The 13525-nt window shown below is 42.9% G+C and carries 11 protein-coding genes and 2 tRNA genes; 11 read left to right on the top strand and 2 right to left on the bottom strand.

Going from position 1 to position 13525, the window contains the following annotated elements:
• Nucleotides 1–68: 68 nt before the first annotated feature.
• Nucleotides 69–1121, bottom strand: coding sequence for a porin (locus Q7674_RS19190; RefSeq protein ID WP_045064025.1), 1053 nt, complete (start codon nucleotides 1119–1121; stop codon nucleotides 69–71).
• A 580-nt stretch (nucleotides 1122–1701) separates the two neighbouring features.
• Here Q7674_RS19190 and greA point away from each other — a divergent pair.
• Nucleotides 1702–2175 carry a transcription elongation factor GreA gene (gene greA, locus Q7674_RS19185; RefSeq protein ID WP_008988423.1) on the top strand — a complete coding sequence of 158 codons (474 nt, stop codon included), beginning with the start codon at nucleotides 1702–1704 and terminating at the stop codon, nucleotides 2173–2175.
• 129 nt (nucleotides 2176–2304) lie between these two features.
• Here greA and yhbY read toward each other — a convergent pair whose 3' ends face one another.
• The gene (yhbY, locus tag Q7674_RS19180; protein ID WP_008988422.1) at nucleotides 2305–2601 is read right to left on the bottom strand and encodes a ribosome assembly RNA-binding protein YhbY; all 297 of its coding nucleotides are present in this window, start codon (nucleotides 2599–2601) and stop codon (nucleotides 2305–2307) included.
• Between the two features lie 212 nt (nucleotides 2602–2813).
• Here yhbY and rlmE point away from each other — a divergent pair, with 212 nt between their 5' ends.
• The 10 genes from rlmE (at nucleotide 2814) to infB (ending at nucleotide 13506) form a co-directional block, all read left to right on the top strand.
• Nucleotides 2814–3443, top strand: a complete 630-nt coding sequence (gene rlmE / locus Q7674_RS19175; protein ID WP_008988421.1) for a 23S rRNA (uridine(2552)-2'-O)-methyltransferase RlmE — start codon at nucleotides 2814–2816, stop codon at nucleotides 3441–3443.
• Between the two features lie 49 nt (nucleotides 3444–3492).
• Nucleotides 3493–5445: an ATP-dependent zinc metalloprotease FtsH gene (gene ftsH, locus Q7674_RS19170; protein ID WP_023930979.1), complete on the top strand. Its 1953-nt coding sequence runs from the start codon at nucleotides 3493–3495 to the stop codon at nucleotides 5443–5445.
• Nucleotides 5446–5512: 67 nt separating this feature from the next.
• On the top strand, nucleotides 5513–6346 hold the full coding sequence (gene folP, locus Q7674_RS19165; protein ID WP_045064028.1) for a dihydropteroate synthase: 834 nt from the start codon (nucleotides 5513–5515) through the stop codon (nucleotides 6344–6346).
• A 65-nt stretch (nucleotides 6347–6411) separates the two neighbouring features.
• Nucleotides 6412–7749 (top strand): phosphoglucosamine mutase, encoded by a 1338-nt coding sequence (glmM, locus tag Q7674_RS19160; RefSeq protein ID WP_045064029.1) that lies wholly within the window; start codon nucleotides 6412–6414, stop codon nucleotides 7747–7749.
• 276 nt (nucleotides 7750–8025) lie between these two features.
• Nucleotides 8026–8367: a preprotein translocase subunit SecG gene (gene secG, locus Q7674_RS19155; RefSeq protein WP_008988417.1), complete on the top strand. Its 342-nt coding sequence runs from the start codon at nucleotides 8026–8028 to the stop codon at nucleotides 8365–8367.
• A gap of 11 nt (nucleotides 8368–8378) precedes the next feature.
• Nucleotides 8379–8463, top strand: a tRNA-Leu gene (locus Q7674_RS19150).
• 57 nt (nucleotides 8464–8520) lie between these two features.
• Nucleotides 8521–8597 (top strand) — tRNA-Met (locus Q7674_RS19145).
• Nucleotides 8598–8787: 190 nt separating this feature from the next.
• The gene (rimP, locus tag Q7674_RS19140; protein ID WP_305423123.1) at nucleotides 8788–9243 is read left to right on the top strand and encodes a ribosome maturation factor RimP; all 456 of its coding nucleotides are present in this window, start codon (nucleotides 8788–8790) and stop codon (nucleotides 9241–9243) included.
• Nucleotides 9244–9265: 22 nt separating this feature from the next.
• Nucleotides 9266–10753: a transcription termination factor NusA gene (nusA, locus tag Q7674_RS19135; RefSeq protein WP_008988415.1), complete on the top strand. Its 1488-nt coding sequence runs from the start codon at nucleotides 9266–9268 to the stop codon at nucleotides 10751–10753.
• 26 nt (nucleotides 10754–10779) lie between these two features.
• Entirely contained in the window at nucleotides 10780–13506 is a 2727-nt protein-coding gene (infB, locus tag Q7674_RS19130) for a translation initiation factor IF-2 (RefSeq protein WP_008988414.1), read from the top strand.
• Nucleotides 13507–13525 lie beyond the last annotated feature (19 nt).

The raw sequence follows: 13525 nt of genomic DNA, 5'->3' as shown, positions 1-13525 counted from the left end.
ACACAAAACTAATAAAAAAAGCGCCGACCTAAGTCGACGCTTCATCTGTTCTACTTTAATCGCAAGGATTAGAAGTCGTAACGAGCACCTAGAACGAATTGGTCAGATGCTGCAACTTTACCTACTTTGTTCTTATCAAGCATGTTGAATGTGTAAGAAGCGTAAGTACGGAAGTTGCTGTTGAAGTAGTAAGTACCGTCGATTGCAAGAGCGTTTGCTAGCTCATCGTATTCGTTATGAGCTTTTTCATCTTTCATGAAGCCGTAAGTAGTAGTGAATACTGCTTTACCTGCTGTGTAAGCGGCTGCAAATTCGTAACCTTGAGTATCTGTTACTTTGTCAGTTACAAGGTTTTGACCATCGCGACGACCGTACTTGTATAGACCACCGAAGTATAGATCACCAACAGTGTAAGATGCTGTAGCGAAAGTTTGCTCAGAACGTGCTTTGTGAGTGTTAACACCATTTTGATCACGTTGTTCGCCGTAACCAAGACCTAGAGCAAGACCAGTGTCAGCAACGTTGTACTTAGCTGCTGTAGAGAAACCGTGAACGTCTGTTTTATTACCAGCTGAATCGTAGTCAGCACCAGCGAATACGTAGTTCGCTTTGAACGTTAGATCACCAAAGTTACCTGTGTATGCTAGGTTGTTAGTTGTGCGGTCAGCTACTGCTAGCTTAGTACCACCAACAACAGAACCTGCGTATGCCATGATATCAGTGAAATCAGTTAGCATACCTAGAGAGCCGTCAGCTTTACCGTAAACAAGCTGACCGTATTGGTCGCTGTTTACACCAGCGTACATGTAACGGTTTTCGTCGTTAGAGTTGTCGTCTTTGAATTCACGCTCGTAGAAACCAATACCTTGAACACCGTCAGCGATTTGTGTTTTCGCATCGATGTTCACACGTACGCGTGAAATGTCAGTTACTTCTTTATCAGTTTTCTGTTGAAGAACGCTATCATTTTTGTTCTGTGCTTGATCTGAAAGAAGAGCACGAGCTTCTACACGACCGCCGATAGCAAGAGAAGATGAGTCATCTGAGTAAACTTGTGCTGCTGATGCTGCGCCAGATAGAGTTGCTGCTGCTACTGCTAAAGCAATAAGGTGCTTGTTCATTGCCGAATCCTTTTTAAAGTTTTTATGTATTGCACTTCTATGCCAAATGCATGGTGTTCTTTTTACTTGTGTCTACCCATTTATGTTAGTAAAAAAAACTGAAAAATACCTCATGAGTATTCGATTTTTTGTTTTTTTAGTTTTTATTTCTTTTTTATTCAATGTGTTATCTAAATCAATAAAAGTTCTAGATTGTTTTTGTTTTTAGTTCAATTTAGATGGTAGCGTCAAAAAAATAGTGTGAATATTTGTATAAATGTTGTTGAATTGTGATGCTATAGCTTTTGTGAATGAGAAAATAATGCTATGGCTAGTACATATATTTGTGATGAATAAGTTGGCTTTATAACCTCTTGTATTGCTTGAGGGTATAAGATAAATGGTCTGTTATTTATGCTCTATTGCAAAATGCTAATATCAGATTCAGCCCGATAATGACGTAACGATGATGATCTCTGCGCCATCTTTGTTTAAAATGATCCTAATCGTTGATATATACCGTTAGTCCAACTTTTGTTGGGCTAACTTTTTTATTACCTGAAATTGGCGTTCGCTATCAGGTTATTGAGGTAATTTATTTATGGAAAAAGTGCCAATGACTGTACGTGGCGAGCAAAAGCTACGTAGTGAACTTGATGTGTTGTTAAAGCGTCGCCCTCTGATTTCACAGGCGATTGCTGAAGCTCGTGAGCTTGGTGACTTAAAAGAAAATGCGGAATACCATGCTGCGCGTGAAGAGCAAGGTATTTGTGAAGCGCAAATTCGTGATATTGAATACAAACTGTCTGTGGCCCAAATTATTGATGTAACAACAATGCCAAATACTGGCAAAGTAATTTTTGGTACTACAATTACATTATTAGACCTAGATACAGACAAAGAAGTGACATATTGCATTGTGGGTGATGATGAAGCCGATATTAAGCAAAACTTAATTTCAGTTAACTCACCAATTGCACGTGGCTTGATTGGTAAAATGGAAGGTGATGAAGTTGCAATTTCAACACCGGGTGGTCAGAAAGAGTTTGAAATTTTAGAAGTACAATACATCTAAGGTTTCAAACTTATTTTGATGTTGTGTTTATCAATAAAACCGATAATTAAAATAGGCATCACCGATTAGCTAGCAGTCGAATATTTTGTCTTAATAGCTAATACAAAAAAGGCCGCTAGGCGGCCTTTTTTATTTGCGAGGAAGCTCGATTTTACGATCTTCGCTTTGGCGGTAAAGAACCAGTGTTTTACCGATAACCTGCACTTTTTCAGCTTTAGTTTCGCGAACAATAGCATCGACGATTAAAACTTTAGTTTCACGTTCTTCAGAAGCAACCTTAACTTTGATCAATTCATGATGGTTAAGTGCAATTTCAATTTCTGCTAAAACAGCTTCAGTTAGGCCGTTTGCACCCATAAGAACAACAGGTTTTAGGTTGTGAGCAAGACCTTTTAGGAATTGCTTTTGCTTGGTGCTTAGATTCATGATGACTCTATTTTTTTGGTTACTAGGGTTGAAAACGTGACATTCTACCGCCATCTAGACTAGAAGACTAATTTGTTTGCGTTATGGCAGCATGAAAATTTGCGGTGTTTGAGTTGTACTGCACATTTTAATTGTAGATTTTAATGAATTAGATGCGATAAAGCCTTTGGCAGACGTATACTTAACAAGTATCTCAACTCATTAGGTTAGGCATGAGTAGAAAAAAACAATCCGGCAGTTCTGGCCGTTGGCTGAAAGAGCACTTTGACGATAAATACGTTTTAGAGGCCCAAAAACGTGGTTATCGTTCTCGCGCTTTCTTTAAAATTGAAGAAATTCAGAACAAAGATAAATTATTAAAACCGGGCATGACAGTGGTTGACCTTGGTGCTGCACCAGGTGGTTGGTCACAATATGCGGCAGAAGTTGTAGGTGATGAAGGACAGGTCATTGCTTGTGATATTTTGCCAATGGATTCACTACCAGGCGTTAGCTTCCTGCAGGGTGATTTCCGTGAAGAGGCAGTGTTAGAAGCACTATTAGAACGTATTCAACCAGATATGGTTGATGTCGTAATGTCTGATATGGCTCCTAATATGAGTGGTAATCTTGCATCCGACCAACCGAGAGCGATGTATCTTGTTGAGCTAGCACTCGATATGTGTCGACAAGTACTTGCACCGAACGGTAGCTTTGCGGTAAAAGTTTTCCAAGGCGAAGGCTTTGACCAATACTTAGCTGAAGTTCGTAGTATGTTCAAAGTGGTTAAAATTCGTAAACCAGATTCATCGCGAGATCGTTCGCGTGAAGTCTATATTGTGGCTACAGGTTACAAACTGTAGTAATCTACATTCATCTTTTAGTTATCGCGAGGTTAACACCTTGAGTGACATGGCAAAAAACTTGATTTTATGGTTAGTCATTGCCGTTGTTCTTATGTCTGTATTCCAAAGTTTTGGAACCAATAGTAGTAAGACTACCGGAGTTGACTATACAACATTTGTCCGTCAAATCGGTCAGGATCAGATAAAGGAAGTGCGATTCAATGATCGTGAAATCACTGTAACCAAACGTGATAATGCGAGCTACGTAACATACTTACCTGTCGCAAATGATCCTAAACTGTTAGACGATTTAATTAACGCTAACGTAGCTGTTGAAGGTACACCACCTGAAGAGCCAAGCTTACTAGCTTCAATCTTCATTTCATGGTTCCCAATGCTGCTATTAATTGGTGTTTGGATTTTCTTTATGCGCCAAATGCAGGGCGGTGGTGGCAAAGGTGCCATGTCGTTCGGCAAGTCTAAAGCGCGTATGATGAGCGAAGACCAAATCAAAACAACGTTCGCAGATGTTGCGGGTTGTGATGAAGCAAAAGAAGACGTTAAAGAACTGGTTGATTACCTACGTGATCCAAGCCGTTTCCAAAAGCTAGGTGGTAAAATCCCAACTGGTGTATTGATGGTTGGTCCTCCGGGTACAGGTAAAACATTACTAGCGAAAGCGATTGCTGGTGAAGCAAAAGTACCGTTCTTTACTATTTCTGGTTCAGACTTCGTTGAAATGTTCGTTGGTGTGGGTGCATCTCGTGTCCGTGACATGTTCGAACAAGCGAAAAAAGCCGCGCCTTGTATCATTTTTATCGATGAAATCGATGCTGTTGGTCGTCAACGTGGCGCTGGTGTTGGTGGTGGTCACGATGAACGTGAGCAAACACTTAACCAGATGCTGGTTGAAATGGATGGTTTCGAAGGTAACGAAGGTATCATCGTTATCGCAGCAACCAACCGTCCTGACGTATTAGACCCGGCATTACTTCGTCCTGGTCGTTTTGACCGTCAAGTAGTGGTTGGTTTACCTGATGTACGTGGTCGTGAACAGATCCTGAAAGTTCACATGCGTAAAGTACCGCTTGATGGTGATGTGAATGCATCGCTAATCGCTCGTGGTACACCTGGCTTCTCTGGTGCTGATTTGGCAAACCTTGTAAACGAAGCGGCATTGTTTGCAGCTCGTGGTAACAAGCGCACAGTTTCAATGGTTGAATTTGAACTAGCAAAAGACAAAATCATGATGGGCGCAGAGCGTAAATCAATGGTTATGTCTGAAGATCAAAAAGAATCAACAGCATACCATGAAGCAGGTCACGCAATTATTGGTCGCTTAGTACCGGATCACGATCCAGTATACAAAGTGTCAATCATCCCACGTGGTCGTGCGTTAGGTGTGACTATGTACCTACCAGAGCAAGATCGTGTAAGTCATTCACGTGAGTTCTTGGAGTCGATGATTTCTAGCCTTTACGGGGGTCGTCTAGCTGAAGAGCTAATTTATGGCCGCGATAAAGTATCGACAGGTGCGTCGAACGATATCGAACGTGCAACAGATATCGCACGTAAGATGGTGACGCAATGGGGCTTCTCAGACAAGCTAGGTCCTTTGTTATACGCAGAAGATGAAGGTGAAGTTTTCCTTGGTCGCTCTGTTACACAAAGTAAGCATATGTCAGATGACACTGCGAAGCTTATCGATAATGAAGTTCGTGAGATCATCGATCGCAACTATGCACGTGCTCGTCAAATCCTTGAAGATAACATGGATATCATGCATGCAATGAAAGATGCATTGATGAAGTATGAGACAATTGATGCAGGTCAGATTGATGACTTGATGGAACGTAAATCCGAAATTCGTGCACCGAAAGGTTGGGCGGATGAAGGCGATACAATTAAGTCATCAGCGAAAGAAGCACCTGAAACTGAGATTGCGCCTGAAGAACCAATTGGTGATGGTATTGATGCGTTAACGAAAGAAGACGATACTGATACTAAACCTCAGGCTTAATATCACGCTAAAGAAAAGCCCTGGCCTCGGTCGGGGTTTTTTATTATCTGAATAAAATGGAACGCGAATGCAATTAACCAGTCGTAATAAAACGTTAGATTTATCTACGCCACAAGTGATGGGTATTTTAAATGTAACACCGGATTCTTTTTCAGATGGTGGCAAGTTTAATCGTATTGATCACGCCTTATATCACGTCGAAAGTATGCTTGCTGCGGGGACCGCAATCATTGATATTGGTGGTGAGTCTACCCGTCCAGGTGCTAAAGATGTGACATTACAGGATGAACTCGATCGTGTTGTCCCTGTAATTGAAGCTATACGTCAACGATTTGATTGCTGGATTTCAATTGATACCAGTAAAGCGGATGTGATGTATGAAGCCGTTAATGCTGGTGCGGATTTAATTAATGATGTTCGCGCATTACAAGAGCCTAATGCATTAATAGTTGCCGCGAATGCTAATGTGCCTGTCTGCTTGATGCATATGCAGGGGCAACCGCGTACAATGCAGCATAAACCTAATTACAAAAATCTGCTTGAAGATGTTTCTGTTTTTCTTGATGAGCGTATTAAGGCATGTGAAGAGGTTGGTATTGAGCGTCAACAGCTAATTCTCGACCCTGGTTTTGGCTTTGGTAAAACCTTAGAGCATAACTATGAAATGCTTGCCCATCTTGAGCATTTTCATCAGTTGGGCTTACCAGTTCTCGCTGGTATGTCTCGCAAATCAATGATATTTAATCTGTTAGGTAAGCAACCTTCAGAGTGTCTCGCGGGTAGTTTAGCTTGTGCTACTATTGCCGCTATGAAAGGCGCACAAATTATTAGAGTTCATGACGTTAAAGAAACAGTCGAAGTGATGAAAGTCTGTAATATGGTGTTGCAACAATCAAAGTAAAAAGAATTGTGGCTATTAATTAACGAAAAAGTCGCAGTAGTATTCAAAATTGCTAGGAGCAAGATATGACTGAACGTAAGTTCTTTGGTACTGATGGTATCCGTGGTTTAGTCGGTGAATCACCAATTACACCGGACTTTGTAATGAAGTTAGGTTGGGCTGCTGGTCGAGTGTTATCACAAGCGGGTACAAAAAAAGTACTTATCGGCAAAGATACACGCATTTCAGGTTATATGTTGGAATCTGCGCTTGAAGCAGGTTTAGCTGCAGCAGGTTTAAAAGCTGCATTTACGGGGCCAATGCCAACACCAGCCGTTGCTTACCTTACTCGTACTTTCCGAGCTGAGGCTGGTATTGTTATTTCTGCTTCTCATAACCCTTATTACGACAATGGTATTAAATTCTTCTCAGCTCAAGGTACTAAATTACCGGATGATATTGAGCTTGCGATTGAAGCGGAAATGGAAAAGCCGTTAACGTGTGTAGAATCAGCATTATTAGGTAAAGCTTACCGTATTGATGATGCCGCTGGCCGTTACATTGAGTTCTGTAAAGGAACATTCCCAACACACTTAAGCCTAGAAGGTTTTAAAATTGTTGTTGACTGTGCTCACGGCGCAACTTACCACATTGCACCTAAAGTATTTGCAGAGCTTGGCGCTGAAGTGATTGCCATTGGTTGTGAGCCGAATGGTGTAAATATCAATGATAAAGTAGGCGCGACAGACGTTGCAGCTCTTCAAGCTAAAGTACTAGAAGAGAAAGCTGACTTTGGTATTGCACTAGACGGTGACGGCGACCGTGTGATCATGGTTGATGAGCAAGGAAACAAAGTTGATGGTGACCAAATTGCTTACATCATTGCTCGTGATGCTCTACGTCGTGGTGAATTGAAAGGCGGTGTAGTCGGTACCCTAATGACAAATATGGGTATGGAAGTTGCACTGAAAAACTTAGGTATTCCATTTGTGCGCGCTAAAGTTGGCGATCGCTACGTAATGGAAGAGCTTCAAAAGCACGATTGGTTAATTGGTGCAGAAAACTCAGGTCACGTTATTTTGCTAGATAAGGTAACAACAGGTGACGGTATTGTTGCTGGTCTTCAAGTAATGGCATCAATTGTAGCGAGCAAGATGAGCCTAAAAGAGCTGTGTGATGGCATGACGATGTTCCCACAGGTACTGGAGAATGTACGCTTTAAAGGTGAGTCTGATCCACTTCAATCTGAAGCAGTGATTCGTGCAACGAAATTAGTTGAAGAAAAATTAGGTGATAATGGTCGCGTATTATTGCGTAAATCAGGCACCGAGCCACTCATTCGTGTTATGGTTGAAGGTCAAGATGCGGCTGCTGTTCAGCAGTATGCGCTTGATATTGCAAAAGCAGTAAAAGAAAACTGTTAATTTGCAAAATGCGATAAATATATATTTGTCTGTTTTTGAAATATATTTATCGCTTCATGTAGAAGGCAGAGTAGTACGATACTCTGCCTATATTTTTGTGTTCAGTTTGTTTTGGCTAAATGTTGTGCAAGTGATGCTGGTGAAAGCCTTTTTCATTAAATATTGCTTGTCACTACGATAGGGTTTCGCTAGTATGCATTCGCTCCTTGGAATGTGGAGTGCGCTGGCCCTGCCTAGAGCAAAGCTGGCATAGCAATTTAACCATAGGTGGAAGCCATGTACGAAATTCTACTTGTGATTTATCTTGTCGCCGCGCTTGGTGTAATTGGCCTAGTTTTGGTACAGCAAGGTAAAGGCGCAGATATGGGAGCCTCTTTCGGGGCTGGAGCATCAGGCACATTGTTTGGCTCTAGCGGCTCTGGAAACTTTTTAACCCGTATGACAACACTTTTGGCTGCAATTTTCTTTGTGATCAGTCTTGTTCTTGGCAACATGAGTGCTAAGCAAGCAACAGAGGGCAGTGGTTGGGAAAACCTAACAGCACCTGCAACAACACAGCCAGTTGTTGAAAAAACAAATACTGAGAAAGCACCATCACACGATGAGATACCTCAGTAATTAAAGATTTAGCCGAGATGGTGAAATTGGTAGACACGCTAGCATGAGGTGCTAGTGCCGCAAGGTGTAGGGGTTCAAGTCCCCTTCTCGGCACCATTATACTGGTTACTTGAAATAGTAACGCCCTAACGATATAATTCGTTTGAATTCGGACGCGGGGTGGAGCAGCTTGGTAGCTCGTCGGGCTCATAACCCGAAGGTCGTTGGTTCAAATCCGGCCCCCGCAACCACTTTCCCGAAAATAGACTACTCTTAAATGCGAATGTCTGTTTTCTTACTGAGACAGCAACTTATGCGTCACAGTAATCAGGGTCCAGTAATAAAAAACCCCGTAATTCGGGGTTTTTTATTATCTGAAACATGACCATTCAGGTATCTACTGGGCTTTAATGCCCTTTTTTTGTTTCCAGGGGGGTTGTTTTGACAGCTTTAGAGACACAATTAACCGAAATGCTAGAGCCATCGGTTCTTGCTTTAGGCTATGAACTCGTAGGTTTAGAGTTCATTCGTGCTGGTGAGCACTCCACACTTCGCGTATTTATTGACCATGAAAATGGCATCAACGTAGATGATTGCGCTGAAGTTAGTCGCCAAATTAGTGCAGTAATGGACGTTGAAGATCCAATTACTGTTGCTTATAACTTGGAAGTATCTTCCCCTGGATTGGAAAGACCACTATTCAAAGCAGCACATTATGAGCAGTTTGTTGTCCATGAAGCTAGCATAGTGCTAAAAATGGCGATGGGTAACCGTCGTAAGTGGAAAGGTGACATTGTCGCTGTAGACGGCGAATTGATCACTCTTAACGTAGATGGCAATGAAGAGTCCTTTGCACTGAGCAATATCTCCAAGGCCAACCTGGTTCCAAAATTCTAACCGCTAAATTGGGGCATTAGAAATGAACAAAGAAATTTTGGCTGTCGTAGAAGCGGTATCCAACGAAAAAGCTGTTCCTCGTGAGCGTATTTTTGAAGCATTAGAAATTGCACTTGCAACAGCGACTAAGAAAAAGCATGAAGCTGAAATCGATGTACGTGTTACGATCGATCGTAAAACAGGTGAGTTCGAAACTTTCCGCCGCTGGAAAGCTGTAGAAGAAGTGACTCAACCTACGCTAGAAATCACGCTAGAAGCTGCGCAGTTTGAAAACCCTGAGCTTGTTGAAGGTGATTACGTAGAAGATGAAATCGAATCAGTAACATTCGACCGCATCACTACGCAAACAGCGAAGCAAGTGATCGTACAAAAAGTACGTGAAGCTGAACGTGCACAAATCGTTGAGCAATTTATCGATAACGAAGGTGAGCTGATCACTGGTATCGTTAAGAAAGTAAACCGTGATGCTGTGATTATCGATCTTGGTAACAATGCAGAAGCTGTTATCCAACGTGATGACCAGTTACCACGTGAAAACTTCCGTCCGGGTGACCGTGTACGTGGTCTACTATACAAAGTTGCGCCAGAAGCGCGTGGCTTCCAGTTATTCATGACACGTTCTAAGCCAGAAATGCTTTCTGAGCTATTCCGTATTGAAGTACCAGAAATGGGCGAAGAGCTAATTGAGCTAATGGGCGCAGCACGCGATCCTGGTTCTCGTGCAAAAATCGCAGTAAAAACTAACGATAAGCGTATTGACCCAGTGGGTGCGTGTGTTGGTATGCGTGGCGCACGTGTTCAAGCTGTTTCTGGTGAGCTTGGTGGCGAGCGTATTGATATCGTGCTTTGGGATGAGAACCCTGCGCAATACGTTATCAATGCGATGGCACCAGCAGAAGTTGATTCAATCATCGTTGATGAAGATAACCACACGATGGATATCGCTGTGCAAAAAGATAACCTTGCACAAGCAATCGGTCGTAGCGGTCAAAACGTACGTCTAGCATCTCAACTTACTGGTTGGGAACTAAATGTAATGACTGTTGAAGATCTTCAGAAGAAACACCAAGAAGAAGCGAAAGAATCAATTGAAGTGTTTACTAAGCACCTTGATATTGATGAAGAGTTCGCAACGGTATTGGTTGAAGAAGGTTTCACTACATTAGAAGAAATTGCTTACGTTCCAGTAAGTGAGCTAATGGAAGTTGAAGGTCTTGATGAAGACCTAATTGAACAATTACGTAGTCGTGCAAAAGCTGCATTAACGACACTTGCGCTTGCTAAAGAAGAATCGCTTGACGGTGCTGAGCCAGCTGAAGACCTATTAGGTCTTGAAGGCCTTGAGCGCGAGTTAGCATTTAAACTAGCAGCAAAAGGTATTTGTACGCTTGAGGATCTTGCTGATCAGGGAACTGATGACTTGACCGATATCGAAGGTGTAGACGACGCAAAAGCGGGCGAGCTAATTATGGCTGCACGTAATATTTGCTGGTTCAGCGACGAAGCGTAATCAATATAAAGCAAGGGAGGAGCATTATGTCAGAGGTTACCGTTAAAACATTGGCGGAAGAAATTGGTACGCCAATTGACCGTTTACTTCAGCAATTTTCTGAAGCAGGTATTGCGAAGAAAGCTGATGAAAATGTAAGCCAAACCGAAAAGCAGGCGTTACTTAACCATCTCCAAAAGGAGCATGGAGGTAGCAGCAATACTGACGGAGCTCCAACTCGTCTTACTCTGCAACGCAAGACACGCAGTACGCTTAGCGTGTCTGGTAGCGGTGGCAAGAACAAAAATGTTCAAGTTGAAGTGCGTAAAAAGCGCACTTACGTTAAGCGTTCAGCTTTAGAAGAAGAACAACGCGCAGCAGAAGAAGCTGTGAAGCGTGAAGCGGAAGAAGCAGCGAAACGCGAAGCAGATGCAATTGCCCAAAAAGCGGCTGAAGAAGCCGCTAAACGTGAAGCTGAAGAAGCAGCTAAGCGTGCCGCAGAAGAGCAAAGTAAAGCAGCTGAAACTGCAAAACGAGAAGCGGAAGAAAAAGCAAAGCGTGACGCTGAGGAAAAAGCGAAGCGTATCGAACAGGATAAGCGTAAGGCTGAAGAGAAAGCTTTGCGCGCCGTCGCTGACAAACAGGCTAAACTAGATGCTGAGGCACTACAGCGTCGTCTGGAAGAGGAAGCCAAGCGAAAAGCCGAAGAAGAAAGTCAGCGTCAGCTAGAAGAGGCTCGCAAGATGGCAGAAAAGAACCAAAATCAAGGGATTAGCCCTGATCAAAGTATGGAAAAATCTGATTACCATACTACGACATCAACTTACGCACGTGCTGCGGAAGATGAACAAGACCGTAAAGAAGAATCTTCTCGTCGTCGTAAGAAGAAAAAGCCTGCTGCGAAGCAAGATGAACGCGGTGGTCGCGGTGGTCGTAACCAACGTGGTCGCGGTAAGCAACAAGTAAACAAACCAAGCTCAATGCAGCATGGTTTCGATAAAACAGCGCAAGTTGCTAAGCAAGACGTTGTTATCGGTGAAACAATTGTTGTTTCTGAACTTGCTAACAAGATGTCTGTAAAAGGCGTTGAAGTTATCAAGGTGATGATGAAGATGGGCGCAATGGCGACTATCAACCAAGTTATCGACCAAGAAACTGCAGCACTTGTTGCTGAAGAAATGGGTCACAAAGTTATCCTACGTAAAGAAAACGAGCTTGAAGAAGCAGTACTTTCTGATCGTAATTCCGATGACCTAGCTAAAGTTTCTCGTGCTCCAGTTGTAACAATCATGGGTCACGTTGACCACGGTAAAACGTCAACACTTGACTACATCCGTAAAGCGCACGTTGCTTCAGGTGAAGCGGGTGGTATTACACAGCACATTGGCGCATACCACGTTGAAACTGAAAACGGCATGATCACTTTCCTTGATACTCCTGGACACGCAGCGTTCACTGCAATGCGTGCTCGTGGTGCTCAAGCGACAGATATCGTTGTTCTTGTTGTTGCTGCAGACGATGGCGTAATGCCTCAAACAATCGAAGCGATCCAGCACGCGAAAGCGGCAGGTGTTCCTCTGATTGTTGCTGTGAATAAGATCGATAAAGAAGACGCAAACCCAGACAACGTTAAGAATGAGCTAGCTCAATACGACGTAATCCCTGAAGAGTGGGGCGGTGAGAACATGTTCGTTCACATCTCTGCAAAACAGGGTACAAACATCGATGGTCTTCTAGAAGCAATCCTACTTCAATCAGAAGTACTTGAGCTAACTGCTGCTGCAGAAGGCATGGCGAAAGGTGTGGTTGTTGAATCACGTCTTGATAAAGGTCGTGGTCCAGTTGCAACTGTACTAGTTCAAGAGGGTACGCTACGTAAGGGCGATATCGTTCTTTGTGGTCTAGAGTACGGTCGTGTTCGTGCGATGCGTAACGAAATCGGTCAAGAAATCGAGGAAGCAGGTCCATCTATTCCTGTAGAGATCTTAGGTCTATCTGGCGTTCCAGCATCTGGTGACGAAGCGACTGTTGTACGTGATGAGCGTAAAGCACGTGAAGTTGCACTTTACCGTCAAGGTAAGTTCCGTGATGTTAAACTTGCTCGCCAGCAGAAAGCGAAACTTGAGAACATGTTCTCTAACATGACTGCAGGTGAAGTTGCAGAGCTAAACGTTGTGCTTAAGGCTGACGTTCAAGGTTCTGTAGAAGCGATTGCAGATTCTCTACGTAAGCTTTCAACTGATGAAGTTAAAGTGAACATCGTAGGTTCTGGTGTTGGTGGTATTACTGAAACTGATGCAGTACTTGCAGCAGCGTCTAACGCTATCGTTCTTGGTTTCAACGTACGTGCTGATGCATCTGCACGTAAGACAATCGAAACTGAAAACCTAGATCTTCGTTACTACTCAATCATCTACCAGCTAATCGATGAAGTTAAAGCAGCGATGGGCGGTATGCTTGCTCCTGAATTCAAGCAAGAGATCATTGGTCTTGCTGAAGTTCGTGACGTGTTTAAGTCACCTAAACTTGGTGCAATCGCAGGCTGTCTAGTAACTGAAGGTACTATCAAGCGTAGTAACCCAATCCGTGTACTACGTGATAACGTAGTAATCTACGAAGGTGAGCTTGAGTCACTGCGTCGCTTTAAAGATGACGTAAACGAAGTGAAGAACGGCTACGAATGTGGTATCGGCGTTAAGAACTACAACGATGTTCGCGTTGGTGACCAAATCGAAGTTTACGAAATTGTTGAAGTTAAGCGTACTCTTGATTAATCATCAAAGTCGCTAACTA

Source organism: Photobacterium leiognathi, from assembly GCF_030685535.1.
Taxonomy (GTDB): domain Bacteria; phylum Pseudomonadota; class Gammaproteobacteria; order Enterobacterales; family Vibrionaceae; genus Photobacterium; species Photobacterium leiognathi.
This window is presented reverse-complemented; position numbering and strand designations above follow the sequence as displayed.